Annotated in this window: 21 protein-coding genes; 12 read left to right on the top strand and 9 right to left on the bottom strand. The window is 67.0% G+C overall.

All coding sequences use genetic code 11. From position 1 onward, the window contains the following. Window position 1: 1 nt before the first annotated feature. From AB0M14_RS05460 to AB0M14_RS05435, 6 genes are read right to left on the bottom strand one after another with little or no spacing between them, the layout of a single operon-like run. Entirely contained in the window at window positions 2-718 is a 717-nt protein-coding gene (locus AB0M14_RS05460; RefSeq protein WP_364989074.1) for a hypothetical protein, read from the bottom strand. Then, window positions 715-2,388, bottom strand: coding sequence for an ABC transporter family substrate-binding protein (locus AB0M14_RS05455; RefSeq protein ID WP_364989072.1), 1,674 nt, complete (start codon window positions 2,386-2,388; stop codon window positions 715-717). Before AB0M14_RS05455 ends, AB0M14_RS05460 begins: the two co-directional genes overlap by 4 nt. Beyond that, window positions 2,385-4,064, bottom strand: coding sequence for an ABC transporter family substrate-binding protein (locus AB0M14_RS05450; protein ID WP_364989069.1), 1,680 nt, complete (start codon window positions 4,062-4,064; stop codon window positions 2,385-2,387). The genes AB0M14_RS05455 and AB0M14_RS05450 overlap by 4 nt, the downstream gene beginning before the upstream one ends. A gap of 24 nt (window positions 4,065-4,088) precedes the next feature. Beyond that, the gene (locus AB0M14_RS05445) at window positions 4,089-5,951 is read right to left on the bottom strand and encodes an ABC transporter ATP-binding protein (RefSeq protein ID WP_364989067.1); all 1,863 of its coding nucleotides are present in this window, start codon (window positions 5,949-5,951) and stop codon (window positions 4,089-4,091) included. Further along, window positions 5,948-6,865, bottom strand: coding sequence for an ABC transporter permease (locus AB0M14_RS05440; protein WP_364989065.1), 918 nt, complete (start codon window positions 6,863-6,865; stop codon window positions 5,948-5,950). The genes AB0M14_RS05445 and AB0M14_RS05440 overlap by 4 nt, the downstream gene beginning before the upstream one ends. Then, window positions 6,862-7,839 (bottom strand): ABC transporter permease, encoded by a 978-nt coding sequence (locus AB0M14_RS05435; protein WP_364989063.1) that lies wholly within the window; start codon window positions 7,837-7,839, stop codon window positions 6,862-6,864. The genes AB0M14_RS05440 and AB0M14_RS05435 overlap by 4 nt, the downstream gene beginning before the upstream one ends. A 163-nt stretch (window positions 7,840-8,002) precedes the next feature. Between AB0M14_RS05435 and AB0M14_RS05430 the strand changes: the two genes are divergently transcribed. Further along, window positions 8,003-8,809 carry a hypothetical protein gene (locus tag AB0M14_RS05430; protein WP_364989061.1) on the top strand — a complete coding sequence of 269 codons (807 nt, stop codon included), beginning with the start codon at window positions 8,003-8,005 and terminating at the stop codon, window positions 8,807-8,809. A 77-nt stretch (window positions 8,810-8,886) separates the two neighbouring features. Further along, window positions 8,887-9,708, top strand: coding sequence for an HAD family hydrolase (locus tag AB0M14_RS05425; RefSeq protein WP_364991333.1), 822 nt, complete (start codon window positions 8,887-8,889; stop codon window positions 9,706-9,708). Between the two features lie 51 nt (window positions 9,709-9,759). Here the strand turns inward: AB0M14_RS05425 and AB0M14_RS05420 are convergent, their stop codons facing one another. After that, complete coding sequence (locus AB0M14_RS05420) at window positions 9,760-12,426, bottom strand: N-acetylmuramoyl-L-alanine amidase (protein WP_364989059.1); 2,667 nt, start codon at window positions 12,424-12,426, stop codon at window positions 9,760-9,762. Between the two features lie 258 nt (window positions 12,427-12,684). On the opposite strand from AB0M14_RS05420, the gene AB0M14_RS05415 reads away from it, so the two are divergent. After that, window positions 12,685-14,118, top strand: a complete 1,434-nt coding sequence (locus AB0M14_RS05415; protein ID WP_364989056.1) for a SpoIID/LytB domain-containing protein — start codon at window positions 12,685-12,687, stop codon at window positions 14,116-14,118. 26 nt (window positions 14,119-14,144) lie between these two features. On the opposite strand, the gene AB0M14_RS05410 is transcribed toward AB0M14_RS05415, so the two are convergent. Next, window positions 14,145-14,645, bottom strand: a complete 501-nt coding sequence (locus AB0M14_RS05410; RefSeq protein WP_364989054.1) for a MarR family transcriptional regulator — start codon at window positions 14,643-14,645, stop codon at window positions 14,145-14,147. 108 nt (window positions 14,646-14,753) lie between these two features. Here AB0M14_RS05410 and AB0M14_RS05405 point away from each other — a divergent pair, with 108 nt between their 5' ends. The 4 genes from AB0M14_RS05405 (at window position 14,754) to AB0M14_RS05390 (ending at window position 18,633) form a co-directional block, all read left to right on the top strand. Next, window positions 14,754-15,698 carry an EamA family transporter gene (locus AB0M14_RS05405; protein WP_364989051.1) on the top strand — a complete coding sequence of 315 codons (945 nt, stop codon included), beginning with the start codon at window positions 14,754-14,756 and terminating at the stop codon, window positions 15,696-15,698. Window positions 15,699-15,775: 77 nt separating this feature from the next. Beyond that, window positions 15,776-16,564, top strand: coding sequence for a TipAS antibiotic-recognition domain-containing protein (locus AB0M14_RS05400; RefSeq protein WP_364989049.1), 789 nt, complete (start codon window positions 15,776-15,778; stop codon window positions 16,562-16,564). Window positions 16,565-16,695: 131 nt separating this feature from the next. Beyond that, entirely contained in the window at window positions 16,696-17,409 is a 714-nt protein-coding gene (locus AB0M14_RS05395; RefSeq protein ID WP_364989047.1) for a hypothetical protein, read from the top strand. 24 nt (window positions 17,410-17,433) lie between these two features. Next, window positions 17,434-18,633 (top strand): hypothetical protein, encoded by a 1,200-nt coding sequence (locus tag AB0M14_RS05390; protein WP_364989045.1) that lies wholly within the window; start codon window positions 17,434-17,436, stop codon window positions 18,631-18,633. Between the two features lie 35 nt (window positions 18,634-18,668). Here AB0M14_RS05390 and AB0M14_RS05385 read toward each other — a convergent pair whose 3' ends face one another. Then, window positions 18,669-19,883: a hypothetical protein gene (locus AB0M14_RS05385; RefSeq protein WP_364989043.1), complete on the bottom strand. Its 1,215-nt coding sequence runs from the start codon at window positions 19,881-19,883 to the stop codon at window positions 18,669-18,671. 207 nt (window positions 19,884-20,090) lie between these two features. Between AB0M14_RS05385 and glf the strand changes: the two genes are divergently transcribed. The 5 genes from glf to zomB are packed head-to-tail and all read left to right on the top strand — an operon-like array spanning window position 20,091 to window position 26,688. Further along, entirely contained in the window at window positions 20,091-21,308 is a 1,218-nt protein-coding gene (gene glf / locus AB0M14_RS05380; RefSeq protein WP_364989040.1) for a UDP-galactopyranose mutase, read from the top strand. Beyond that, window positions 21,305-23,236 (top strand): glycosyltransferase, encoded by a 1,932-nt coding sequence (locus tag AB0M14_RS05375; RefSeq protein ID WP_364989038.1) that lies wholly within the window; start codon window positions 21,305-21,307, stop codon window positions 23,234-23,236. The genes glf and AB0M14_RS05375 overlap by 4 nt, the downstream gene beginning before the upstream one ends. 32 nt (window positions 23,237-23,268) lie before the next feature. Then, window positions 23,269-23,823: a phosphatase PAP2 family protein gene (locus tag AB0M14_RS05370; RefSeq protein WP_364991329.1), complete on the top strand. Its 555-nt coding sequence runs from the start codon at window positions 23,269-23,271 to the stop codon at window positions 23,821-23,823. 23 nt (window positions 23,824-23,846) lie between these two features. Continuing rightward, a complete protein-coding gene (locus AB0M14_RS05365; RefSeq protein ID WP_364989035.1) occupies window positions 23,847-24,779 on the top strand; it encodes a decaprenyl-phosphate phosphoribosyltransferase in 933 nt (310 codons plus the stop codon). A gap of 4 nt (window positions 24,780-24,783) precedes the next feature. Further along, complete coding sequence (gene zomB, locus AB0M14_RS05360; protein ID WP_364991326.1) at window positions 24,784-26,688, top strand: flagellar motor control protein ZomB; 1,905 nt, start codon at window positions 24,784-24,786, stop codon at window positions 26,686-26,688. Window positions 26,689-26,729: the final 41 nt, after the last annotated feature.

Here is a 26,729-nt window from a genome sequence, read left to right as displayed (position 1 = left end):
GCTAGCTGGGATCGGAGCCGCGGATCGCGGACAGCCAGAGCGCGGCGGCGAACGCGACGCAGAACGCGCCGGTGAAAGCCGGAAGTCCGCCGTCGTCGAGATACACCCAGAGCAAGGCGGCGAAGGGCGCCGCCACCGCCGATTGGGCATCGAGCACCAGGCGGCGCGCGAGCCGGGTGGAAGTGACTGCGAGGGTGGCGGATTCGGGATCGATCCGCGAGGGATTGTCGATTAGACGACCTGGGGGCTCCGCGGTGCGAGCGCGGCCCGAAGGGTAGACACGCAGGTCGCCGACACGGATCAGGTGATCGCCCACCATCGCCGTGCCCTCGGTCCAGGACAACAGCGCTGGATCGAAATAGACCGGAAGCCAATAGGTATCGGTGGATTTCCCGCTCCCGGCCGCTGACGGGGCTGGGGATGGCTGTGGAGAAATCGAGGACGCCGCGGAAACGGCGAGTTCCAGCCACGAGCGGCTGAGCAGCCGATGTTCCTGGCGGACGCGTTTGACGACGGCGTTAGACGGAACCGGCACTCCGGCCGCCAGCGCACCACGCGCCCTACCGAGCTGAAATGCCGTGTAGCCCAAGATGACCAGCGCCACAGTGGCGAGCACGGCAGCCTGGCTCGCAGTGGCGAATGGCGCCCAAGCGGTACACACCGCGAGGGCGCCGATCGTCACGCCGACCGGGTAGGTCAGCGGGTGGCTCGAACTCACTTCACGAAGCCGACTTTGGTGTAGTCGGTATCGGCCAGACCGAACGCGCCGAAGTTGGCCACGTTGTCACGGACCGCGACATTTCCGGCCGACTGCGCGATCGGCAGTGAATGCCCCATTTCGAAGATCATCGTGTCGGCCTTGTTGGCGAGCTCGATCGCCTTCTCCGGGTCGAGCTCGGAGATCACTTCCTCGATCAGCGCGTTCAGCTCCGGTGAACCGATCCGGCCTTTGTTGCTCAGCACGTTGTTCGGGTCGTAGGAGTAGATCTGCGGCAAAGCGCCGAGCGGAAAAGCGCTGCGCTGCCAGCTGAATTGCACGATATCGAAGTTGCCGGGATCGACCACGTCGGTGAACAGTTCACCGCCGTAGGTTTCGATTTCCAGTTTGACTCCGACCTGCGCCAGGTTCTGCTGGGCGATCTGCGCGGTCTGGATCCAGGTGTCCTGCCGGTACATCACATCGCGCAAAACCAGCTGACGCCCGTCCTTTTCACGGAACTGGCCGTTGAGCTTCCAGCCGAGTTCGTCGAGCATGCGCGCGGCGGCGGCCGGGTCGTAGGCGACGACAGCCGCGTTGTCCTGGTAGCCCTTCTGGCCGTTCAGATAGATGTGGTTGTTGAGCGGCTTGGGATCCGCCACGATGCCGTTCTGAATCGCGGAGACGATGCTCTGCCGGTCGATCGCCTTCGAGATCGCCAAGCGCAGTCGCGGATCCGACAGGATCGCTCCGGGCGCGCCATTGAAGGTGAAGTGCGAGTTGTACGGCCGGGAAGCACGGCGCACCACCAGCCCCGGAGTGCTGGTCACCGCCGTGACCTCTTCGAGGCCGGACAGGTCGAAGGCGTCGAGCTCGTTGTTCTGGAGTGCGCCCAGATAGGCGGCGCGATCGAGCACGCTGTAGGTGACGGTATCCAGTTTCGGGGTCTCACCCCACCATTTCGGATTGCGGCTCAGCACGATCCGCTGCTTCGATCGATCCAAATCGGTGATGATGAACGGGCCGGCCGACTTGACCGGGGCCGACTTGGCCAGATTGTCGAAGGCCTCCGGCGTCGCGGTCAGTTCCTTGGGCACCAACTGGCTGAAAAGGCCGCGCCATTCCGCGTAGTGCTGAGCGAAGGTGACGATCGCTTGCCGATCGTCCGCGCCGCGCTCGACCTTGTCCAGGCGGCTATAGCCCTGGCTGGCGGAGATCTTGTACGCGGTGTTGCGACCGCTCAGCGCTTCCGCCTGCGAGCGCATGTCTTCCCAGGTGATCGGGCTGCCGTCGGACCACACGGCTTTGGGGTTGATGGTGTAGACGATCCGCTGGGGATCGGTGCCCGTCAGCTGGATATCGCTGAAGAAATCGTTGTCGGTGGATATCTCGCCGGTGACATCGGAGGTGGCGGGACCGGGCAGCGTCCAGGCTTGGATGTTCGAGACATCGCCGTCGGAATCGATGTGGTGGGGATTGAAGGTAGCGGGGAACGCACCCGTGGGCAGGCGCAGGTTTCCACCGTCCCGCATCTCCTCGCGGCTCTTCGGATTGATGTCGTTCGTCTTGCCGATGGAGCTGGTCCCGGCTGTGACGCCGCCGCTGTCGTCACCGCATGCGGCCAGGATCAACGAAAAGGCGGCCACCGGCGCCGCGATGAGCCGCAGCCGCCGCGAATACTTGGTGCTCATTTCACAAATCCGATCTTCGTGTAGTCGTACGACGCCAGCCCGTGCGAACCCATATTCGCCACTTCCGCGCGTACCCCGAATGCTCCCGGGTCCTGGGTCAGGGGGAGCGAGAAGCCTTCCTCGAACACTTTCCGGTCGATCTCGTTGGCCAGTTCGATGGCCTTCTTCGGATCCAGTTCGGCAAGAGCCCGATCGATGAGCGCGTTCAGCTCCGGGGAACCGATGCGCCCGTAGTTGCCCTGCAGATCATTGGGGTCGTAGTAGTAGATCTGCCGGACGCCGCCCAGCGCGAAAGCGTCACCCTGCCAAATGAACTGCGCGACATCGAAATCGCCCTTCTGGATGACATCCGGGAAGAAGCCCACCGCGGGCTTGGTGTCGATGATCAGTTTCACGCCGATCGCCGCCAGGTTCTGCTGGATGATCTGAGCCAGTTGCACCCAGAGCGGATTGTTGTACATGACGTCTCGAATGATCAGCTGCCGCCCGTCCTTCTCACGGACGTCCCCGTTGAGTTTCCAGCCGAGCGCGTCCAGTTCCTTGGCGGCCGCGGCGGGGTCGAAGCCGAGACTGTTGTCCTTGTAGCCTTCCTGGCCCTCCAGGAAGATGTGATTGTTCAACGGCTTCGGGTGCTCGACCAAACCGGCCTGTGTCGCGGTGGCGATGGTCTGCCGGTCGATAGCTTTGGAGATCGCCACGCGCACCGCTCGGTCGGCCAGGATGGATCCGGGCGCCCCGTTGAAAGTCAGATGTCGCCAGCGGTTTCCGGGCGCCCGGCGGATAACCAGCCCGGGGGTATTACCGACCGTCTTCACATCTTCGATGGAGGCGAGCCGGGCCAGGTCGATCTCGTTGTTCTGCAACGCACCCAGCCAGGCCGACTGGTCGAGCACGCTGAAGGTGATGGTTTCGAGCTTGACCGGTTCACCCCACCATTTCGGATTGCGCTCCAGCACGATCCGGCTCTGCCCCCGGTCGATGGTGCGCAGCTGGAACGGTCCAGCGGTGGGCCCCATCGAGGAGACCAGGCTGTTGTTGAACGAATCCGGGTCCGCGGTCACCGATTTCGGGAACAGCGAGGCGTTTCCGGAGAACTGCCCGCGCCATTCGCCATAGGGCTGGGAGAAGGTGAGAATCGCCTGCCGATCGTCGACGCCGCGTTCCACCTTCTCCACGAATTCGAAACCGTTGGTGATGGCGATCAGGAACCGCTTGTCCCTGCCGCTGAGCGCGTTGGCCTGGGACTGGATGTCTTCCCAGGTGATCGGCTTCCCGTCGGACCAGAAGGCCTTCGGGTTGATGGTGTAGGTGACCCGCTGCGGATTGGTGCCGATCAGTGCGATATCGGTGAAGTAGTCCCGGTTGATGCTGAGGTTGCCGGCGCCGTCGACATGGAACGAGCGCGGCATCATCGGCCGTTGGATATCGGCGTACTCACCGTTGTTGCCGTCGTTCGACAGCGAGTTCCAGTTCTCCGGGATATTCGTCGTCGGCAGCCGCAGGTTCCCGCCCTCGCGTACCTCGTCGCGCGGTTTCGGGTTGATGTCGCTGCTGGTTCCCACGGCATCCGACAATCCCTGTGTCGAAGGATCGTCACCGGATCCGCATCCGGTCGCGATCAGCCCCACAGCGACTACCACTGCGGCACAACGCATTCGGCTCAAGCGAATCCGCATCGCGCACTCCTGACTTTCGTTCGACTACCGGCCGGCGACCGGGATGGGTACCGCATCGATCAGTTTGCGGGTGTACTCATGTTGCGGCGCGGCGAAGATCTGTTCGGCGGCCCCGGATTCGACGATCTTGCCGCGGTACATGACGGCGATGTCGTGAGCGAGGTTGCGGACCACCGAAAGGTCGTGGGACACGAACAGATAGGAGAGGCCGCGTTCGGTCTGCAAGTCGCGCAGCAGGTTCAGAATGCCGGCCTGGATGGAGACGTCGAGCGAGGACACCGGCTCGTCGAGAACCAGCAGACCGGGATCGAGCGCGAGGGCGCGGGCGATGCTGATCCGCTGTTTCTGGCCGCCGGAGAAGTCGGCGGGATAGCGGTCGGCGTGTTCGGGCTGCAATCCGACCTGTTCGAGCAGTTGCGGTACGCGCCTCGCTATTTCGGTGCGAGACCGGCCATCGATGCGCAGTGGCTCGGCGAGCGCGTCGAAGACCGGCAGGCGCGGGTCCAGCGATGCGGTGGGGTCTTGGAAGACGATTTGCATCTGCCTGCGGATCTCCCGCTTCTGTGCCTTCGTCATCGCGCTGACGTCACGGCCGAGGATTTCAATGGTGCCGGCCTCGGGCCGTGCGAGATCCAGGATCTGGGTGAGGGTGGTGGATTTCCCGGAACCGGATTCACCGACCAGGGCCAGGGTGCGGCCCGCGTGCACGTCGAAGCTGATGCCATCGACCGCGCGGACCTCGCCGGTGCGGCGCCGGAACACCACGCCGGAGGTGAGGGGGAAGGTCTTGACCAGGTCGGTCACCCGCAGCACCACCTGCGGTCGCACTTGGGCTTCTGCTTCTGGCTCGGTGATTTCCTGCCGGTAGGCGGTGAAGAGGTCGGTGGTACCGATCTCGGCGGTGCGGATACAGGCGGCCGTATGCCCGGGACCGATCGGCTCCAAAGCGGGTTCCGCCGACCGGCATTCGTCGATGACTACGGGACAGCGGGGTGCGAAGGAACAGCCCTGTGGCAGTGCGTGCACGGCCGGCGGAGTCCCGAGGATCGGGATCAGCGCAGTGCGGGGCGGGCCGTCGATGCGTGGGATGGAGCCGAGCAAGCCTACGGTGTAGGGCATTCGTGGCGTGTTGAATAGCTCATTCGCGGCGGCGGTTTCGACGATCTTGCCGGCGTACATCACCGCGACCCGGTCGGCGATGGTGGCCGCGATCCCCATGTCGTGGGTGATCATGACGACCCCGGCGCCGGTGATATCGCGCGCCTTGCGCAGCAGGTTGAGGATCTGGGCTTGCACGGTCACGTCGAGTGCGGTGGTGGGTTCGTCGCAGATGATCAGCTCGGGATCGTTGGCGATGGCCATGGCGATCACCACGCGCTGGCGCATACCGCCGGAGAACTCGTGCGGAAACGCCCTGGCCCGCGTCCGCGCATCATCGATGCCGACGAGTTCGAGCAGCTCGACTGCCTTCGCCGCGGCTTCCTGCTTGCTCATCTTTCCGTGCGCGAGAAGGGCTTCGGCGATTTGCTCGCCAACCCGGTACACCGGAGTCAGGGCCGAGAGCGGGTCCTGGAAGACCATGCTCACCGAACTGCCGCGCAGTCGCGACAGCTGGCGATCGCCGAGCCCGAGCAGTTCGCGTCCGCGCAACCGGATCGATCCACGTACCCGCGCCTGTTCCGGCAGTAGCCCGATCACCGCGAGCGAGGACACCGACTTCCCGGACCCGGATTCCCCGACGATGGCGAGAACCTCGCCGTCCGACACGGTGTAGTCGACCCCGCGGACCGCGTCGACGCGGCCCTCCTCGCTCGGGAACGACACGCGCAGGTCGGCGACCTCCAGCAATGGCTCGGCCGAATTCTTCTCCAGCGCAACCGGGTTCATGCCGCCGCCTTCTTCCGTGCCCGTGCGCGCTTGGCGCTGGGATCGAAGGCGTCGCGCAATCCGTCGCCGACGAGGTTCGCGCACAACACCGTGAGGACCAGGAATCCGCCCGCGAACATGAACAGCCAGGGGTGTGTCAGCGCCGATTTGGTACCCGCTGCGATCAGCGACCCCAACGATACGTCCGGCGGCTGCACACCAAAGCCCAGGAAGCTCAACCCGGTTTCGGCCATGATGGCGGCGCCGACCGCGAGCGTGGTGTCGATGATCAGGATCGAGGCGATGTTGGGCACGATATGGCTGACGATCACCGACCGGGTCGGAGCGCCCATATAGCGTGCCGCCCGGACGAATTCGCGATCCCGCAGACTCAACGTCAGCCCGCGCACGATGCGCGCGCTGATCATCCAGCCGAACGCGGCGAGCAGGACGATCAAGATCAGGATCGAGCCGCTGCCCTTGGTGCGCGGGGCGAAGATCGCGATGATGATGAAGCTGGGGATCACCAGCAAGAGGTCGACGAGCCACATGATCGCCCGGTCGGTCCAGCCGCCGAGCAATCCCGCCACCGCCCCCGCCGTGGCGGCGATGGTGGTGGAGATCAGGGCGACGAACAGGCCGATGGTCAGCGACTTTTGCAGGCCGCGCAGGGTCTGAGCCAGGACGTCCTGGCCGATCAAGGTGGTGCCGAACGGATGTTTCGGACTGGGCGGCTTCAGGAACGCCGTCGGATCCATCTGCTGGTAGTCGTAGGCCAGGAACGGCGGCAGCGCATAGCTGATCACGAAGAGCGTGATCAGGATGACGCCGCCTGCCACTGCGGGCTTGTTACGTAAGAACCTCCGCAACACCAGCTTTCGACGCCCGGCTGCGGCCGGGGGTGCGCCTTGGACGATGAGTTCGGTTTCGGTCATGCCACACGCACCCGGGGATCGAGAATCGCCAGCACCACATCGGACAGCAGCCCGGAGATGAGTACCACCAGTCCAGCGAAGGCGGTCACGGTGACCACCACATACAGATCCTGGGCATTGATCGAATCGACGAGCCATTCGCCGACGCCGTGCCAGCCGAAGATCTTCTCGGTAAACGTCGCGCCGGTGATCAACCCACCCAGGCTATAGGCGAACAGGGTCGCCATCGGGATGAGCGCGGTCCGGAGCCCGTGCTTGTAGAGGGCCTTCCCCCGGGAGAGGCCCTTGGCTCGCGCGGTCCGGATGAAATCGCTTTGCAGCACGTCGAGCATCGCATTGCGCTGATATCGGCTGTATCCGGCCATCGCGCCCATCGCCAGCGCCATCGTCGGCAGCAGCAGATGCTGCACCCGGTCGACCAGCTGTGGCCAGAATCCGGAGATGTTGCTGGCCGATGTTTCCCCGGTATAGAGGAATATCTGCTGGCCGGTCAGTGAGTTCACTTCCAGCGCGCCATATTTCAGCAAGGTGGCGAGCAGGAAGATCGGTGTGCTCAATAACAGCAGCGAGAACACGGTAGTGAAATAGTCGCTGAACTTGTATTGCCGGATCGCCCCGGCGGCGCCGATCAGTACCCCGAGCACCGTGCCCAGGACCGCGCCGATGATCAACAGTCGCAAGCTCACTCCGACCCGGCGGCCCAGCTCTTCGCTCACCGGCTGACCGGCCAGGGTCTTTCCGAAATCGCCATGGGGGATGCCTTTGAGCCAGGTTACGTATCGCGCTGGGATCGGTTCGTCGAGATGCAGCTCCTTGGCTTTCGCGTCGATCACATACTGTGGTGGCCGGGGACTGGCCTGCTCGTATCGATCCAGCGGCCGAAAGGTCAACGAAGCCAAAGCGAATGTCAGGAACGACGCCAGCAGCAACAGCACGACGTAATTGAGAGCGCGTCGCAGCAAGAAGCCGGTCATCAGTCCTCACGGTCTTTCACCTGGGGGGTCAGTGGCACTGATCATAAGGAGAAGGGTCCGGTTCGCGCAGGCGAGAGGAACTCAGGCATGTCGCGGGGGTCGGGGTGCGCGCCTATCCTGGCTGCACGAGCGCGGTCGCGTTCAGCAGATATGAGGGGGGACTGTGAGTTATCCGCAAAATCCCGGTGGGTATCAGCCCTATGGGCCCACGCAGGGCTGGGAGCCGGCGCCTGGGGGCGGCACCGCGATCGCCGCCGGGGTGCTGGCCGCGCTGGGCGCTGTGGCGCAGTTGCTGGCCGGGGGCGCGGTGCTGTGGCTCGCCTTCGCCACCTCGGAATTGCTCGGCGATGACGAGGAGTTTGCTGCCTTTATCCTGGTGGGCGCCGGGATTTCGCTGCTCACGGCGGTGTTGCTGGGGGTCGGGTCGGTCACGCTGTTCCTGCGGAAAGCGATCGGGCGGATCCTGATCGCCGTCGCCTGCGGGATCCACATCCTGGCGCAGATCGCGAGCATGGTCATCACTGCGGCCGTCGTCAGCGGGTTCAGCGACGACGATCTGGTCAGCACCGGTATCGGCGGTGTGATCGGAATCGTGTTCCCGATCGCCACCCTGATCCTGGTGTTGTTGCCGCCGACGGCCCGTTGGCTGGCCTACCGGCCCAGCGAGGTGGCGTATCCGCCGTACGGTCCGGCCTACCCGCCTGCCGGTTTTCCGCCGCAGAATCCCTTCGCCCCCAATCAGTTCGGTGGTTTCGCGCCGCCGCAGGACCAGTTCGGGGCGGGCCCGACGCAGGTCATGCCCCCGGCCGGTCAGCCCGTCGACGCGGGGCCGACGCAACGCGTCGACGGCTTCGGTGCCGCGCCGACGCAGGTGGTCGCGGGGAGCAACGGCGCGAGCCCGCCGGTTCAGTCGCCGCCGGCGGATCCCTTCGGCAAACCCGACGACGACATCTGGCGTCGCCCGAGCTGAGTGGCGCACGTCATACCCCTGTGGCGATCGCGACCGCGCCGAGACGGTTTTCCGGCAGGATGGAATAGGTGACCCGCCTGCACCTGCCCAAGCCCAAGATGGTGGCCTCCGATGTGGACGGCACGCTGATCGATCATGACGAGCGTGTGACCGCGCGGACCAAGGCCGTGGTCGACGCCCTGATCGCCGACGGTGTGCCCTTCGTCCTCGCCACCGGCAGGCCGCCACGCTGGATCGATCCCGTGGTCGACGGGCTGGGCTATGCCCCGCTCTGCGTCTGCGGCAACGGCGCGGTGATTTACGACAGCGCCACCGACAGCGTGCTCAGCAGCCGCACCCTCGACGTGGACACCCTGTCCTGGATCGCCGACCTGGCCGAGTCCGCGCTACCCGGCTGCGGGCTGGCCGCCGAGCGAGTCGGCGCCAGCGCGCACGACGCGGTCACTCCGCAGTTCGTCAGCTCACCGCAGTACGAACACGCCTGGCTGAATCCGGACGACACCATGGTGGCCCGGCACGAAGTGATCGACTCCCCCGCCATCAAAATGCTGATCCGCCACCGTGACATGCGCAGCGGTGATATGCGGACCAAGCTGGCCCCGCTGATCGGCGACCGCGCCGACATCACCTACTCCACCGATCACGGCCTGATCGAGCTGTCCGCGCCCGGCGTCACCAAGGCCTCCGGCCTGGCCCTCGTCGCGCAGCGCCTCGGTGTCGAGCACTCCGCCATCATCGCCTTCGGCGACATGCCCAATGACGTCCCGATGCTGGCCATGGCCGGGCACGGCGTCGCCATGGCCAACGCGCATCCCGAGGCGATCGCCGCCGCGGACGAGGTCACCGGCACCAACGTCAACGACGGCGTCGCCCAGGTGCTCGAGCGCTGGTGGTCCTGAGACGACGCTGACGGTGCGCCGTTATCAGCACACCGTCAGCGTGGTGCAGCGTCACTCGACGTAAAGGTCCGGTTCCGTCGGGAATTCGGGCTGGACCCACTCCTCGGGCGCCGTGTCCGCCGGGGCGGTGATATCGGCGGGCGGCGCAGCGCCCGGCGCGGATTCCGCAGCGGGAGGAGATACTGCGGCCGGAGCCGGAGCCGGGGCTTCGGCCGGAGCCGCGACGTCGACCGGCGCGGCCGCGTCCGGAACGGCGCCTGCCGCGTACGGGTCGGCGTTGATTTCCTTCCACACCGTCGTGACGATGCCGTTCAGCTCGTTGACGATCAGCGAACCATTCTGGAAATCCGAGCGCAGACCGTTCAGCACCGGATAGACATTGCTGACCGGGAAACCGAGCATGCCGTCGTCGCCGCCCAGCTCGATGAACCGGTCCAGGATGCTGCCCGCGACCTCGAAGACCTGGCCGTTCGGCGGGTTGTAGACGTAGCCGTTGACGAACTTCGCGTACTGACCGCCGCGGGCGGCGGGCATCGGCTCGGAGCGGGGCGCGCCGAGCGGGCCGTTCGCGCCGCCCTTGGCCGCCCAGTACTTGGCGATGACGTTGTCGTTGAGCATGCCGAGCAGCCGATCGGTCAGTGCCGCAAGCTTTTCCACGTCCTCTTCGGTCTCCTGGGGCGCGGCCGGCTTGGGCGCGCCCTTGGTGGTCGGCGCGGTGTTGGCTTTGCGCTGGTTCTGCTGGGCGGCGCGCGGGGCCGGGCCGGGTGCGTCGGCGGCGATCGCGCGGATCCGATCCATCATCGCGTAGGCGGCGTCACCCGGGCAGGTGGTGTTGCCGACGTCGCGGTGCGCGAAAACGATGGGCAGATCGATGGTTCCGCCCTGCGGGATCGGGGTGAACTCGGTGCCCTCGGACTCCATCACCGTGGATCCCTTGGGGTCCAGGCCCGCGACTTTGGCGCGCCAGCCGACGAATCGGCCGACCGCGTCGATCGCCGCGTCCGAGGGCGGCTCCGACACGTGATTGCCCATCAGCGCCACACCGGCGGTGTTCTCGTTGAATCCGCCCGCGTGCGCGCCCTGCACCGGCTTGGTCAGCCCGCCGGCGCGGCCCTCGAAGATCTGGCCGTACTTGTCGACCAGGGCGTTGTAGCCGATGTCGCACCAGCCCAGCGTTTTCGCGTGATAGGCGTAGATGGCCCGGACGATGCCGGCGGACTCGGACTTGTCGTAGTCGTTGCGGCCCGCGGTGTGGTGCACGGTGATGCCGCCGAGGAAATCGTCATAGGTGGGGTCTTCGCAGCGGATCGACTCGTCGGCGCCCCAGCCGGCGCGGCTGATGACGTTCGGGCCGCCGCCGGGCAGGTCCGCGGCCACCTCGGTGAGGGCACTGTCGATGGCGCCGCGGCCCGGATCGATCAGCACCGCGGTCAGCGGGGTCAGCACGTCGACGCCGAAAACCTCGTTCTTGGTGGGGAATTGGAGTTCGCCGGGCGCTTCCGGGGTGGCGACCGGAGCGGGGACGGCGGGGTCGGTCCGCACCGCGTCCTTGCGCGTCACCAGGATCTGCACGGCCTTGGTAGCGCCGACGTAGATGGGTTCGGTGCCACTGGTCCGGCTCGCCCCGCCGCGATCGTTGCGGTGGGTGTCGACGGGTTCGGTCTCGTACCAGGGTCCCCAGCTGCCGTCGGGCTGCTTGGCCCGGACCATCGCCTTGGTGCCCGCGAGATCCTTGGCGGTGAGGGCGACCACGCTGAACGGGGTGTCGCGGGACAGTTCCTTCACCTGCGCACCCAGCTGCTCCAGCACCTCCGGCGGGACCGCGCCGGGGGTGAGAGCCGGTGTGTCCGGGCTGGTTTCGGGCCCGAAGACCGGACCGTTGGGCTTCACGATGGCCGGATCGTTCGTGAGATGAGGTGCGCCAGGGCCGGTTTGGGGAATCGGCTGTGCGGTGACCGGTGCCGGGTCCGCGACGAAGCGCGGTGCGCTGGGCGCGGGTGACTGCGCATTCGGCGCGCTATCGCTGGATTGGGCGGTCCCGGTCTGGCGATCGTTGCCCGTTATTTCGGAAAACATGCCGAGCAGCGCTTCGACGGAATTCTGGTCGAAGGCCATGGGTGCGTCGCCGGTCTGGGCGGGGGCGGGCGGCGGGCTGGTCGGAGCCGCGCTCTGGCCGGGGATGGTGGCGGTGCTGCCAGGAGTCTGGCCACTCGCGGGGGGTGTCTGACCGGGAACCGCGGCGGAGGGGCCGGGCGTCGGACCGGTCGAGGTGGGGCTCTGAGCTGGGGCGGGACGGCCGTTGGCGGAGGGCGCCGGGGCCGGGGTGGTGGTGCCGGGTACCGAGTACTGCCCGGGGTCGTTCTGTCCGGAATCCAATCTGGGCATCGGGATTTCTCTGGGTAGCTCGACTCCGGCCGGGAGCGGCAGGCCCTCGGGTACCGGGATGGTCGCCGGTAGCGGCAATCTCCGTAGGTCGGATAGGTGTAGGTCCGGTAGTTCCAGGCCGGTGAGCTCTCGCATCGGCACGGTGATGTCGGGGATCGAGTTGAGCACGACCTCGGCCAGTTGCGCGGGCACGGCGGCGAATTCGCTGTCGTTGGCGGTGCGATAACCGGTGGAATCGGCCAGGTGCAGCGCCATGAGCGGGGCCGCGACCGCGAGGGTGGTGACAACCGGGAGCACGTAGGAGCGTTTCGGTCTGTGGTACGGCACGAGCATCTCCATTCAGGTTCGAACCGGCAATCACATGTGCTTGCTTCTTGATGCATCACCGATCACACTAAGCAACTACTGTCACATGTCTAAAGTTCTAGTTGAGGATTGCTCGAATGTAACTTCCTTGATCTGCCCGGAAGCAGCGACATGCCGACGGCTACCGAACCGATGCGGTTGGCGGAAACCGGTGGGAGTGAACGAATGCGACGCAGTCAACGCCCTCTAGGAACCCGAATCCGCCGCCCTCGCGGCCTGTGGAAGATGTCCCGCCGACGCCGGATCCGCCCCTCCGCACTGACCGGAACATGGCGTCCGCTGCTGGTCACCGGCTGCGCGGCCGCACTGGTCGGAACCATTCTGAACTGCGTAGATCTGCCTGCCGCGTATAGACAGCTGGCCGGGCCAGGACACGGCCGCGGCATGAGTCAGCACGGCGCCTTCGAGAACGCGGTACAGGGGTGGGCCGCCGAGCGCATTCTCGAGCACTACTACCCGGGCGCGACGCTGGGCGTCATCCCGCCGACCACCCTCGCGGTGCGGCTGATGACCCAGGACGACTCCACCCTCGACACTTACGCCGACGCCGGACTGCGAGTTGCCGGACGGGTGCTCGGCCCCGGCGAAGTCGCGCATCTGACCGCGCTGCCCGAGGGCGGCGCGAATGTCGTCGTGACCGTCGGATGTGACGGAGAAGTGCTGTGGCAGACCGAAACCGAGGATCCGTGGGTCTATCCGCTCGACCCCGAACCGGGCCGGCCCGCGGCCGAACACCTCATGCTGTGCAATGGCACCGGATATCGCGGCGCGCTGGGCCTGGCCACCGAGGACGGCGTGGCGCGCACGGTCAACCGGGTGGACGTCGAGGACTATCTGCTCGGCGTCGTCCCCGCCGAAATGCAGGCGAACTGGGCCGACAAGGGCGCGCGCGAGGCGTTGCGCGCGCAGGCCATCGCCGCGCGGTCCTACGCGCTCGCCGAATCTCGCTACCCCTACGCCCAGACCTGCGACACCACCGCCTGCCAGGTCTATGCCGGCACCGTCATCGAAGACCCGCGCGCCACCGAGGCCGTCCACGCCACCGCGGGCACGGTGCTGCTGCGCGATGGGCGGATCCTGCGTTCGGAATACTCCTCGGCCCCCGACGGCGGCGGACCCGCCGACATCCAGACCTTCGACGTCGGCCCGACCCCCGCCGAGCTCGGTATCGGGCACATTCCGGAACCGATGGTCGACGCGGCGGGCATGCTGTCGCCGATCGATCAGGAGTACCGGCGGCTGGGCGGCGATTCCGGCTCTCTCGGCGCGGCCCTCGGCCCGGAACTGCCGATGCCGCGCGGCGTCGGCAACTACCGCGTGTTCACCAACGGCGTCATCGCCGAGACGCCGTCCCTGGGCGCGCAGGTCGTCGACTTCAGCACGCTCGAACAGCTGGTCCCCGGCGCTATCGCCCTCGAATCCGGGCCCGTCGGCGGTACCGTGCCGCCGCGCACCGCCGCCACGCCCACGCCGCGCGGGACGCCGAATGTGCCTATCCCATCCGGGGATTCGGCAGCGCAGCCCGCCGAGCCGGAACCCGTTGCGCCGCTGGCGGATCAGGACGCCGTGGCCGAGTCCGCTCCCGTCGAGCCGTCACTCGGATCAACCGGTGATCCGGAACCGATTGTCCCGGAGGGTGTTTCCGCTTCAGGTGAGTAGCCCGGGCAGAACCGGCCAGGCGCGAGTCAGTCCAGGGTGGTGTCGCCCAGGGATTCGGCCAGATCGCGCAGCAGATTGGCCAGCTGGGCTCGATTGCCGGCGCCGAGCGACTCGAGCAGGCGCTGCTCGTTGGCCATGTGCAGCGGCAGCACCTTGTCGACGAGCGCGCGGCCTTCGGGGGTGAGCTGCACGCGGATCGCGCGGCGGTCCCCGGGGCAGGCGGCGCGCCGCACCAGGCCGCGGGCGGTGAGGCGGTCGACGCGATTGGTGATCGCGCCGGAGGTGCGCATCGCGGCACGGTTCAGCGCGCCCGCGGTCAGGCCGCTGTCGTCGCCGGAACGGCGCAGCGTGGCGAGCACGTCGAACTCCCAGAACTCCAGGTCGTGCCCGGCGAAGAATTTCTTGAGCTCGATGTCCAGCAGCGTCGCGAGCCGGGTGATCCGGCCGATCACCGCCATCGGGCTGACGTCCACGTCCGGGCGCTCGCGTTCCCACTGCGCGGCGATGAGGTCGATCGCGTCGGTCATCGGCGGCTCCTCTCGGTCTTAAAAATCTTAACGTTCATCTACTTGACGATGAGACACCAGAGCGAGTAGATATTTCAACGTTGAGATTATCAATGAGGAGCGAACATCATGACAACCCCCGCAGCGCGCATCGGCTCACCCGCCGGCACCCTCGCGCTCACCGCCCTCACCCCGATCGTCTGGGGTTCCACCTACGCGGTCACCACGGAGTTCCTGCCGCCGGACCGCCCGCTGTTCACCGCCCTCATGCGCGCCCTGCCCGCCGGCCTGATCTTGCTGGCCTTCACCCGAACGCTGCCGCACGGCGCGTGGATCGGCCGCGCCGCGGTACTCGGGGTGCTCAATATCGGAGCGTTCTTCCCGCTGCTGTTCCTGGCCGCCTACCGGCTGCCCGGCGGCGTCGCCGGCGTGCTCGGCGCGGTGGCGCCGATGTTCGCGCTCGGCTTCGCGACACTGGTTCTCGCCGAAAAGATCACCACGCGTAAGGCACTCGCGGCGATAGTGGGCGTCGCGGGCGTGTCGCTGGTGGTGCTGCAAAGCACGGCGCAACTCGACGCGGTCGGCGTAGTGGCCGGACTCGCGGGCGCCGCGTCGATGGCGCTGGGCACCATCTTCACCAAGCGCTGGGGGCGTCCCGAGGGCGTCAGCCTGCTCGGCATGACCGGCTGGCAGCTCACTGCGGGCGGCCTGTTCATCGCCCCGCTCGCGCTGTTCATCGAAGGCGCGCCGCCCGCGCTGGACGGTGCGGCCATCGGTGGCTACCTGTACCTCGGCGTCATCGGCACGGCCGTCGCCTACTGGCTGTGGCTGCGCGGAATCTCGAAGGTGGCCGCCACCTCGGTCGCGTTCCTCGGCCTGCTGTCGCCGGTGTCGGCCGCGGTGATCGGGTGGGTCGCGCTGGGGCAGGCGCTGACCCCGGTGCAGGTGTTCGGCATGGCCGTGGCGCTCGGCGGCACCCTGCTCGGACAGACCACCGCGCGGATCCGGATCGCCGGGCCGGTTACGTCGCCACGCCCGGCGGGCATGCTGGTAGGAGCGGTTTCAGCCAAATAGCGTTAATGCCTTGACCTTGACGTTACGTCAACTTGCAGACTGGTTTCACCGACGAGAAACAGGAAGGAGAACAGGTCATGAGTACGGCATTCCGCACCGGCGAATGGTCCATCCACGATCTGGCGAAGGCGGCCGGGACCACCAGCCGCACGCTACGCCACTACGGCCAGCTCGGGCTGTTACGGCCCAGCCGGACCGGCGCCAACGGGTACCGCTACTACGACCAAGATTCTCTCCTGCGGTTGCAGCGTATCCTGCTGCTGCGAGAACTCGGCCTCGGCCTTCCGGCCATCGCTGAAGTACTCGCCGGAGAGCAGGATACGGCCACTGCCCTGCGCACGCACCTGAAATTGCTACGGCAGGAACAGGGCCGGATCCGGCGCCAGATCGACTCGGTATTGACCACGCTCCACAAGACGGAAAGAGGCGAAAAGCTCGTGGCTACTGAAGTTTTCGACGGGTTCGATCACACCCAGTACGATCACACCCAGTACAAGGATGAGGTGATCGAGCGCTGGGGCGAAGAGGCCTACGCCGACAGCGACAAGTGGTGGAGTTCGCTGGACGACGCGGGCAAGCAGGCGTTCATGCAAGAGGCACAGGACATCTCCGCTGCCTACGGCAATGCTTCCAGCTCCGGGCTGGCCCCGGACAGCGCCGAGGTCCTGGCCATCTCCGCCCGGCACCGCGCCTGGATGAGCAACGGCCGGGGCGGCAAGCACTTCCCGCTGGAGGAGTTCGCCTGCATCGGCGAAATGTATGTCTCCGACGACCGTTTCCGCGCCAACTACGACGTTCATGGCGCCGGCACCGCGGAATTCGTCCGTGATGCCATGAAGGCCTACGCCCAGTCCCAGGCGGACTGACGTAGCTGATCTACCGAGGCGCCCGCACACCCAGTGCGGGCGCCTTTGTGCTGCCCAAGGATTCGTTATGCGGGGGGTCGGGCCCGGCCGGTAGGGTTCGCGGAAACACTGCGTCAGAGGGGGAGGACCCGATGAGTTATCCGTATGGGCCGCAAGGGACACCGGGCGGCGGGTATCAGCCGAATCCGTATGGGCCGCAGCCCGGCGGCTACCCGCAGCATCCCTACCCGCAGCCCGGGCCGTACGGCGCGCCCGGCGGTTACCCGGGGATGGAAACCGGCGGCACCGCCAAGGCGGCCGGTGGGCTGGCTCTACTGCTCGCCGCGCTCGGCCTGATCGGCGCCGTCATGTCCTTCAGCGCCATCAGCAGACTGGAAGACGCGACCAAGAGCCTGAGCAAGTACACCGGAAGTTCGGCCGGGGCCGACACCGGATTCCTCTACTTCCTGGCGATCGTCGGCCTGCTGATCGCGGTCCTGTGGGCGCTCGGCGGCGCGCTGATGCTGATGCGCAAGCAAGCGGGCCGGGTGATCCTGCTCGCCGTGGCCGGCATCGGCGGCCTGCTGAACCTGGTGGGCGGGATCAACGCCGCCAAGTACGGCGTCAACTCCGCGACCAGCTGGATCGGCCTGCTGATCGCGGCGCTGATCATCGGCCTCTGCCTCGCCTCCTCGACGACCCGCTGGCTCGCGACCGCCCCCGGTCGCGCGATGCCCGGGCCCTATGGCGCGCCGGCCGGTCCGTACGGCCAGCCCGCCGCCCCCTACGGCCAGGCGCCCTACGGTCAGCCGGTCGCGCCGCCCGCGAATCCCTATGGGCAGCAGCACTATCCGCCACGGTACTGATCGGCGATCACTAGGGGGAGCTCGATGAACTATCCGTATGGCCCAGGGGGTTACGGGTATCCGCCGCCGATCAGTGGCGCGACGGCGAAAACCGCCGCCGGGCTGGCCTGCTTCATCGGGGCCTACACCGGGTTCGCGAGCATATTCGGCTTGGGCGCGATGGGGATGCGGGGCAACGTCGTCTCCCTGGTTTTCGCGATCGTCCTCGCCGCCATCGCGGCGACGTGGGTGCTCGGTGCGGTCATGGTGTTCCAGCGCAAACCGGCCGGCCGGATGATTCTGCTCGGCATCTCCGGGGTGACCGTGGTGCTCAGCTTGGTCGGCATCGTCTCCGTCGGCATCGCGTCCGGGATCAGCCTGTTGTTCGCGGGCGCGGTCTTCGGATGCGCCATCGCGCCGTCCACCGCGCGCTGGTTCGAAGCCGGGCCCGCGCCATACGGCGCACCGCCCTACGGTCAGCCGGACCCGTACGGCCACATGCCTTATGGCCAGCAGCCTTTCGGCCAAACCCCGGGTTATGGCCAAGCGCCCTACGGTCAGCCCGACCCCTACGCCCAGCCCGGGTTCGGACAGCCGAACCCGTTCGGCCAGCCGGATCCGTACGCCCAGGCCAGGTTCGGTCAACCCGCCCCCTACGGTCAGCCTGGGCCGGGTCAGCCGGATCCGTACGCCCCGGCTGGGTTCGGGCAGCCGAGCCCATACAGCCAGCCGGGATCCGGTCAGCCGGATCCGAATGGCCAGCCGCCTTTTGGGCAGCCCGACCCGTATGGGCAGCCGGCGATGTACGGTCAGCCGAATCAGCCGCAGCAGGGCGTTGGCGCGCAGGGGAGTGCGTCGCAGACGTTCACGCTGCGACCGGTGGGGATGTATCGCGAGATGTACGCGAGCAAGCCGGAGCTGCCGTCGTTGCGGGAACAGAGTGCGGGGCAGCAGCTCTCGGATTGGGAGGCGGTGCTGGAGTATATGCGGTCGGCGCCGGCGGTTTTCGATGTGCTCGACGTGGTGGCGGATGTGTTCGATCCGGCCACGCAGATCTCGAGCGCGTCGTCGTTGCATTCGGATGGGCAGTGGATCTGGCGGGTGGATTCGATCCACTACCTGAGCAAGTACCACTTCCCGGTGCCGGAGGAGTTCTTGCGGCACGTGCGCGCCGCGGGTTACCAGCCGCCCAGTGCGGCGCCGTCCTCCGAGGAGTTCGACGCCGCCGTGCTCACCTACTTCTGATCTCCTCGAGCTCGAGCTCGGTTTCGCCGCCTGACCTAGGCCGCGCACATGGATTGCAGGACTCCGCGGATGATCGGCGCACCGTAGGTCGTCGGCGCGAAGGCCAGGGTCTGCACGATGGACAGCGGCGTGGTGACCGCGGACGCCACGCCGGTGAAGCCGAGCGCCATGTTCCCGAGGGATAGCAGCAGACTGGTCACGTCGAGGGACAGAATCGCCAGGTCGAAGGCATTCTCGACCTGAATCTCCGACAGCGGCACTGTGTTCAGCGCTTTGCCCTCGTAGACGCTGAAGCCGAGGTTGGCCAGCAGGGTGATCGGGCCGTAGTCGGCGGCGCCGACCAGCGGGCCGAGTTCCTCGGTGCGGCGCAGCAGCAGGAGTTCGGTGACGCGGTTGCCGGCGAGGAAGGCCTGCAGGCTGTCGGCGCCGGCGTTCATGGCGGCCCGGTCCAGCGGCAGATCGGTGGCGTTCAGGTACGCGCGGGTGCGCTCGATCAGCTCGCGGGTGCGGAGGTCGGCCAGCGGAGTGCAGGATTCGTTCGCGTTCACCAGCGAATTGGCGAGGTCCACCAAAGGCGCCGGAAGGTCGACTTTTTCGAACACCGGTGCCCCCAGATCGAGCGGCGCGTACGCACTGGGCGCGGCGCACTGAGCGGCGATGTGGTTCTGCAACGCGCGAGTCATCGACTTCACCCCATTGAAGAGGGCGCCGGTGATCGGTTTGAGCAGAATGCCAACCGAGGGCACCAGGCTGGCGGTGAGCTGGGCCGGAATCTTCACGATCCGGGTAGCCAGCACGAAAATCTCGAGGGCGTCGTTCACCGTCAGTTGCGACACCGACAGCGTGCTGTGGATGCGCCCGGTGCGGACCGCGTCCAGGCCGTTGACCACGTAGGTGACGATCGGGTCGTCCAGGAAATCGGGCCGGGCGCCGACCACGGCCGGGTCGACGGGGAGCCCGTCGCGATGCACCCGGATCGCGGCGATGCGCTCGCGAAAGTCGCTGACCTGCTGGTCGAACGCGGTCAGCTGGGTGGCGGGCACCTGCCCGCGCAGCGCCGTGGCCGCGGCCGTGACCACGGCGTCGAAGCTGGGCGCGCCGGTCTCGCAACCGTCGCTGATCGGGGTCGCGGCCAGGGTGCCGGTGGTTTCGGCGTGCGCGGGTGCGGCGGGAACGAGTGTCGCGGTGCCGAGCACACAGGTCAGGGTAAGCGCCCCGAGCAGCGGGGCGAGGAGGCGGGGGATCCGCATGGGGCGAGCTCCGGTTGTCTTGCTGCACAAAAACTGGACGGTTGTTCAGCTCGGTGCCCATGTAATAGCGGCGCTGTTTCCAGCACCTCCCGGTTTCGGCGAACTCTGCGGGAAATTCCGATTGCCACCCCGGGAAATCTGCCGCGAAGTCGCGCCCGTGCTGACTGCACCGAGCCGGGTTGCGCACTTCCGATACTCTGGGCTCCCGTGACCGTCGCATCGTCCTCCGGTAACTCCGCAAATTCCGCTTTCGACCTGATCGTCGTAGGTTCGGGCTTCTTCGGCCTGACCGTCGCCGAACGCGCAGCCACCCAACTCGGCAAACGCGTGCTGGTCCTCGATCGCCGTCACCACCTGGGTGGCAACGCGTATTCGGAGCCGGAACCCGAGACCGGGATCGAGGTGCACGTCTACGGTGCGCACCTGTTCCACACCTCGAACAAACGGGTCTGGGATTACGTCACCCAGTTCACCGAGTTCACCGACTACAACCACCGCGTCTTCGCGATGCACAAGGGTCAGGCCTACCAGTTCCCGATGGGCCTGGGCCTGATCTCCCAGTTCTTCGGCCGCTACTTCACCCCGGACGAGGCCAAGCAGCTGATCGCGGAGCAGGCCGCCGAGGTCGAGACCAAGGACGCGCAGAACCTCGAGGAAAAGGCCATCTCGCTGATCGGCCGCCCGCTCTACGAAGCGTTCGTGCGTGATTACACCGCCAAGCAGTGGCAGACCGACCCCAGGGAACTGCCCGCGGGAAACATCACCCGCCTGCCGGTCCGCTACAACTTCAACAACCGGTACTTCAGCGACACCTACGAGGGCCTTCCGAAGGAGGGCTACACGAAGTGGCTGTCCAACATGGCCGCCTCCGATCTCATCGAGGTGCGCGTCAACACCGACTGGTTCGACGTGCGTGACGAACTGCGCGCCCAGAACCCGGACGCACCCGTCGTCTACACCGGCCCGCTGGACCGCTACTTCGACTACGCCGAAGGCGAACTGGGCTGGCGCACCATCGATTTCGAGACCGAAGTGCTGGAAACCGGTGACTACCAGGGCACCTCGGTGATGAACTACAACGACGCGGACGTGCCGTACACCCGCATCATCGAGCCGCGTCACTTCCACCCGGAGCGCGAGTACCCGCAGGACAAGACGGTCATCATGCGCGAGTACTCCCGCTTCGCGCAGACCGGCGACGAGCCGTACTACCCGATCAACACCCCCGAGGACCGCGCCAAGCTGCTCGCCTACCGCGAGCGCGCCAAGGCCGAAACCGCTTCGGCCAAGGTGCTTTTCGGTGGCCGCCTGGGCACCTACCAGTACCTGGACATGCACATGGCGATCGGCTCGGCGCTGAACATGTTCGACAACGTGCTGCGCCCGCACCTGGAATCCGGTGCGGCGCTCGAGGACAACGCATGAGTGCCCCGCAGATGATCGACGAAGTGACCCAGACCCGCGCGATCTCGCTGCTGCAGCGCATCATCCTGCCGCGCCCGGGTGAGCCGCTCGACGTGCGCACCCTCTACCTGGAGGAATCGGTCACCAACGCGCGCCGCGCGCACGCCTCCACCCGCACCGAACTGTCCATCGGCGCGGAGTCCGAGGTCTCCTTCTGCACCTACTTCAACGCGCTGCCCGCCAGCTACTGGCGGCGCTGGAGCATTCTGAAGTCGGTGGTGCTACGGCTGGAACTGGCCGGGCACGGCCGCGTCGACCTGTACCGCTCCAAGGCGGATGGTTCGCGAATCCACGTGCAGGGCAACGAGTTCGCGGTCGCGCCGGGCGCCGATTCCACCACCGTGGAGTTCGAGGCCGAGCTGACTCCGTTCGAGGACGGCGGTTGGCTCTGGTTCGACATCACCACCGACACGGCGGTCACGCTGCTGTCCGGCGGCTGGTACGCCCCCAGCGAAGCGCCGGGCGCGGGCACCATCGCCTGTGGCATGCCGACCTTCAACCGGCCCACCGATCTGGTGAAAACCCTTGCCGCCCTGGGCTCGGACCCGCTGGTGCTGGAGCACGTCAGCAAGGTCATCGTGGCCGACCAGGGCAACCGCAAGGTGGTCGACGAGCCCGGATTCACCGAGGCCGCCGCCACTTTGGGCGATCGCCTGATCATCCGCAACCAGCCCAACCTCGGCGGTTCCGGCGGCTACAGCCGGGTCATGTACGAGGCGCTGAAAACGACGGACGCCGAATACATCGTCTACATGGACGACGACATCGAGATCGAACCCGATTCGATCCTGCGCGCGCTGGCCTTCTCCCGGTTCGCCAAGTCCCCGATGCTGGTCGGCGGGCAGATGCTGAACCTGCAGGAGCGCTCGCACCTGCACTCCATGGGCGAGGTCGTCGACCGCGGCGTCTTCATGTGGTCCTCGGCGCCCAATGTCGAGTACGACCACGACTTCTCGAAGTACCCGCTCAAGGATCGCGACAACTCCAAGCTGCTGCACCGGCGCATCGACGTCGACTTCAACGGCTGGTGGACCTGTGTCATCCCGCGCCGGGTGGCCGAGGAGATCGGGCAGCCGCTGCCGCTGTTCCTGAAGTGGGACGACGTCGAATACGGCTTGCGCGCACGCGATCACGGATACCCGACGGTCACGCTGCCCGGCGCGGCGGTCTGGCACATGGCGTGGAGCGACAAGGACGACGCCATCGACTGGCAGGCCTACTTCCACCTGCGCAATCGCCTGGTGGTGGCTTCGCTGCAGCTGCCGGGCAACGGCCGCGGCATGGTCGTCAACACCGTCAAGGCGACGCTGAAGCACCTGCTGTGCCTGGAGTATTCGACGGTCGCGATCCAGAACCTGGCGATCAAGGACTTCCTGGCCGGGCCGGAGCGGCTGTTCCAGCTGCTGCCCAGCGCGCTGGGCGCGGTGCACGAGCTGCGCAAGCAGTTCCCGGACGCGGTGATCCTGCCGTCCTCCACCGAGCTGCCGCTGGCCAGCCATCTCGGCGTCGGCGCGGTCGGGGAGCCGGCGAACCCGATCGCCAAGGTGGTCCGGCTGGCCAAGGGCGTGCTGCACAACGTCAAGCCCGCGCACACCGAACACCACCAGACCCCGCAGCTGAACGTGCCCACGCTGGACGCGCGCTGGTTCCTGCTGTCCCAGGTCGACGGCGTCACCGTCACGACCGCCGACGGCCGCGGCGTGGTCTACCGCAAGCGGGATCCGCGCCAGGCCCTCGGCCTGTTCAAGGAGGCCCTGCGCCTGCGCAAGGAACTGGCCGCCCGGTTCCCGGAAATGCAGAAGCGCTATCGTGCCGCGCATCCGGAACTGACCAGCACCGCCGCGTGGGAGCGGGCCTTCGGGCTCGAGAACGGGAGCGATCAGAAGTGAACGCCGTGCATGGGACCTTCTCCGCGGAGGAGCTGCCCGAGGAGTTTCGCGTCGAAGACGGTGCCGCCGAGGCGAACCGACCGCCCGAGGTCGCGATCCTGAACGCGGTGCAGTCCAGCATCGGCGCCAACCCGGCGGTGGTTTCCGCTGCCCGCGCGATGTCGCACTTCGGTGAGCATGCGCTGGGCTGGGTCGGCATCGCCGCGGCCGGCTGGCTGGTCGACAAGCCGCGCCGCCGGCAGTGGGCCGGGGTCGCGGTCGGTGCGGTCGGCGCGCACGCCGCCTCCATCGTGATCAAGCGGGTGGTCCGCCGCCCGCGCCCGAATCATCCGTCCGTGCAGGTCAACGTGGGAACGCCGAGCAAGCTGAGCTTCCCGTCCTCGCACGCCACCTCCACCACAGCGGCTGCCGTGTTGCTCGGCAGGCTGACCGGGCTACCCTTGCCTGCGGTGATCGTTCCGCCGATGCTGCTCTCCCGGGTCGTTCTCGGAGTGCACTATCCCTCCGATGTGCTCGCCGGATCCGCACTCGGTGCCGCGTCCGCCGCTGTAGTGCTTGCCGCCGAAAAGAGACTCGATAAGTCGTGACCACTGCCGAGGAAAAGACTGAGATGAGCGAAGAGCCGACCAGCACGGACCTAGCCGAAGCGGTCGTCAAGGGTCCGCCGAAGACATTGGCCGGCGGGGTGATCAAGGCGATGCGCCCACGTCAGTGGGTGAAGAACGTCCTGGTGCTGGCCGCGCCGCTGGCCGCGGGCCCCGACGTAGTGGGCGATGCCGGCGTGCTCGGCAGCGTCGCGATCGCGTTCGTCGTGTTCTGCATGGCGGCTTCGGGCATCTATCTGGTCAACGACTCGATGGACGTGGACGCCGACCGCGCGCACCCGACCAAGCGCTACCGCCCGATCGCCGCCGGCGTGGTGCCGGTGAATCTGGCCTACGCGCTGGCCATGGTGCTGCTGATCGGCTCGATCCTGCTCTCGTTCGTGGCGTCCTGGCATCTGGCCGTCGTGATGTCGGTGTACATCGGGATCCAGCTGGCCTACTGCTTCGGCCTGAAGCACCAGGCGGTGCTCGACGTCTGCATCGTGTCCTCGGGCTTCCTGCTGCGCGCGGTGGCCGGCGGCGCGGCGGCGGGCATCGATCTGTCGCAGTGGTTCTTACTGGTCATGGCCTTCGGTTCGCTGTTCATGGCGGCGGGCAAGCGGTACGCCGAACTGCAGATCGCGCTGGCAACCGGCGCCAAGATCCGCAAGTCGCTGCAGTACTACACCCCCACTTATCTGCGTTTCGTCTGGACCCTCTCGGCGACCGCTCTGGTGATCTTCTATGGTCTGTGGGCGTTCCAGCAGGGCGAGAAGAATGAGACCATCTGGTACGCGATTTCGATGGTGCCGTTCACCATCGCAGTCCTGCGTTATGCGGTCGACGTCGACGGCGGCGAGGCCGGTGAGCCCGAAGAAATCGCACTAGGGGACCGTGTCCTGCAGGTCCTCGCAATCGCTTTGATCGGAGCGGTAGGTGTCGCTGTCTATCTCACCTGACGAGATGCTGGTCGCGGAAGTGGATCGGATCGAAGACGAGGCGGAGCGTGAAGAGCGCTCCGCCTCGCGGTTCGCTGTGCTATCGCGCGCCACCTTCGTCGGTGGGATCGTGCTCACCGCCGTGCTTTTCGCGGTCGGCGGCTGGAATCGGCGCTGGATCGCCGACGACGGCCTGATCGTGCTGCGCACCATCCGCAACCTGCTCGCGGGCAACGGACCGGTGTTCAACGCGGGCGAACGCGTGGAAGCCAACACCAGCACGGCGTGGACCTACCTGGTGTGGTTCTTCAGCTGGCTGACGCAGGCGCGGCTGGAGTACGTGGTCCTCGGCATCGCGCTGACGATGTCGGTGCTGGCCGTCGTCTTCGCGATGCTCGGCTCCGCGCGGCTGTGGGGCGGCAGCAAGTCGGCACTGCTGTTGCCGGCCGGGGTGCTGGTCTATGTCGCGCTGCCGCCGGCGCGCGACTACGCCACCTCCGGTCTGGAGAGCGGTCTGGTCATCGGCTGGATCGGCTTGCTGTGGTGGCTGATGATGCGCTGGGCGCAGGCCGGGCGGGTGCGGCTGCCCGCGCTGTTCGTTCTGGTGTTCGTGGCCGGGCTGGCGCCGCTGATCCGCCCGGAGATGACCCTGGTCGGCGCGGCGGCCCTGGTGATGATCTTCCTGGCGCCGATGCCGGAGTCGCGAATCCGGCCGTTCCTGGTGCGCGGCTTGATCATTGCCATCGCCGGGCTGGTGCCGCTGGGCTACCAGATCTGGCGGATGGGCTACTACGGCCTGCCCTATCCGAACACCGCCGTCGCCAAGGACGCGGGCGGCGCGAAGTGGGGCCAGGGCTTCACCTACCTGTGGGATTTCGCCGGTCCGTACTACCTGTACATCCCGGTGCTGGTGCTGCTCGTCGTCGGCGTGCTCGCGGCCCGGTCCCGCCGCGAGCCGAAGGCGGGGGAGCGCGAGCGCTGGACCGTGCGGCGGTTCCGTGAATGGCTGCGCTCGCCGGGCGCGGTGGTGACCATGGTGATCGCCGCCGGGCTGCTGCTCACCGTCTACGCGCTGCGCGTCGGCGGCGACTTCATGCACGGGCGGATGCTGCTGCCGCAGCTGTTCCTGCTGCTGCTGCCGGTCGCCGTCATCCCGATCCGGCTGCCCGAAGCAGGCCGCCGGGTCAGCTGGGCGCTGGCCGGCATCCTGATCGCGTGGATCGGCACCCTGGGCTGGGCGCTGTTCGCCGCCGGGACCACCGCCATCAAGACCGGTACCGTGATCCGGCCTTCCGGCATCGTCGACGAGCGCATCTACTACGTGCTCAACACCGGCCACGATCACCCGATCCGGGCCGAGGACTACCTCGACTACCCGCGCATCCGGGCCATGGTCGAGAACATCGCCGAAACCCCCAACGGCGGCGTGCTGCTGAACTCGCCGTCGTTCATGTTCTGGTACGTCGCGCCGCCGCCGCTGCCGATTCCCGAGGGCGGCGCCGGGCACACGGTGTTCTTCCTGAACCTGGGCATGACGAGCATGAACGTCCCGCTGGACGTGCGCGTCATCGATCCGATGGGCCTGGCCTACCCGCTGGCCGCGCACACCGAGCGGCTCGTCGACGGCCGTATCGGCCATGACAAGGCCCTGTACCCGGACTGGGTCATCGTCGAGTCCGGCATGGTCGATGTGAAGCCGTGGATGCCCTGGTACCTGGACGACAAGTGGGTCGCGCAGGCGCGCACCGCGATGTCCTGCCCGGCGACCGAGGCGATGCTGATCTCCTACCGGGATCCGCTCACCTGGGAGCGCTGGAAGCACAACCTGCTGCACTCGCTGACCTTCGCGAAGTACCGGATGGATCGGGTGCCGAAATACGAGATCGAGCGTTGTGGATTGGTCAACCCCTATCCCGATCCGCCGCGATAGCCGTTATGCATGAGGGCACGTCACAAAGGTTGCTAAACGTG

This window comes from Nocardia sp. NPDC051832 (assembly GCF_040681285.1).
Lineage (GTDB): Bacteria > Actinomycetota > Actinomycetes > Mycobacteriales > Mycobacteriaceae > Nocardia.
This window is presented reverse-complemented; position numbering and strand designations above follow the sequence as displayed.

Bases quoted from the DNA above. Each gene is read 5' to 3' on its own strand.
- AB0M14_RS05385 (WP_364989043.1), bottom strand. From the start codon at position 19,883: ATGCGGATCCCCCGCCTCCTCGCCCCGCTGCTCGGGGCGCTTACCCTG.
- AB0M14_RS05420 (WP_364989059.1), bottom strand. From the start codon at position 12,426: ATGCTCGTGCCGTACCACAGACCGAAACGCTCCTACGTGCTCCCGGTT.
- AB0M14_RS05365 (WP_364989035.1), top strand. From the start codon at position 23,847: ATGAGCGAAGAGCCGACCAGCACGGACCTAGCCGAAGCGGTCGTCAAG.
- AB0M14_RS05375 (WP_364989038.1), top strand. From the start codon at position 21,305: ATGAGTGCCCCGCAGATGATCGACGAAGTGACCCAGACCCGCGCGATC.
- AB0M14_RS05435 (WP_364989063.1), bottom strand. From the start codon at position 7,839: ATGACCGGCTTCTTGCTGCGACGCGCTCTCAATTACGTCGTGCTGTTG.
- AB0M14_RS05395 (WP_364989047.1), top strand. From the start codon at position 16,696: ATGAGTTATCCGTATGGGCCGCAAGGGACACCGGGCGGCGGGTATCAG.
- AB0M14_RS05455 (WP_364989072.1), bottom strand. From the start codon at position 2,388: ATGAGCACCAAGTATTCGCGGCGGCTGCGGCTCATCGCGGCGCCGGTG.
- AB0M14_RS05445 (WP_364989067.1), bottom strand. From the start codon at position 5,951: ATGAACCCGGTTGCGCTGGAGAAGAATTCGGCCGAGCCATTGCTGGAG.
- AB0M14_RS05415 (WP_364989056.1), top strand. From the start codon at position 12,685: ATGTCCCGCCGACGCCGGATCCGCCCCTCCGCACTGACCGGAACATGG.
- AB0M14_RS05450 (WP_364989069.1), bottom strand. From the start codon at position 4,064: ATGCGGATTCGCTTGAGCCGAATGCGTTGTGCCGCAGTGGTAGTCGCT.
- AB0M14_RS05410 (WP_364989054.1), bottom strand. From the start codon at position 14,645: ATGACCGACGCGATCGACCTCATCGCCGCGCAGTGGGAACGCGAGCGC.
- zomB (WP_364991326.1), top strand. From the start codon at position 24,784: ATGCTGGTCGCGGAAGTGGATCGGATCGAAGACGAGGCGGAGCGTGAA.
- AB0M14_RS05440 (WP_364989065.1), bottom strand. From the start codon at position 6,865: ATGACCGAAACCGAACTCATCGTCCAAGGCGCACCCCCGGCCGCAGCC.
- AB0M14_RS05400 (WP_364989049.1), top strand. From the start codon at position 15,776: ATGAGTACGGCATTCCGCACCGGCGAATGGTCCATCCACGATCTGGCG.
- AB0M14_RS05390 (WP_364989045.1), top strand. From the start codon at position 17,434: ATGAACTATCCGTATGGCCCAGGGGGTTACGGGTATCCGCCGCCGATC.
- AB0M14_RS05405 (WP_364989051.1), top strand. From the start codon at position 14,754: ATGACAACCCCCGCAGCGCGCATCGGCTCACCCGCCGGCACCCTCGCG.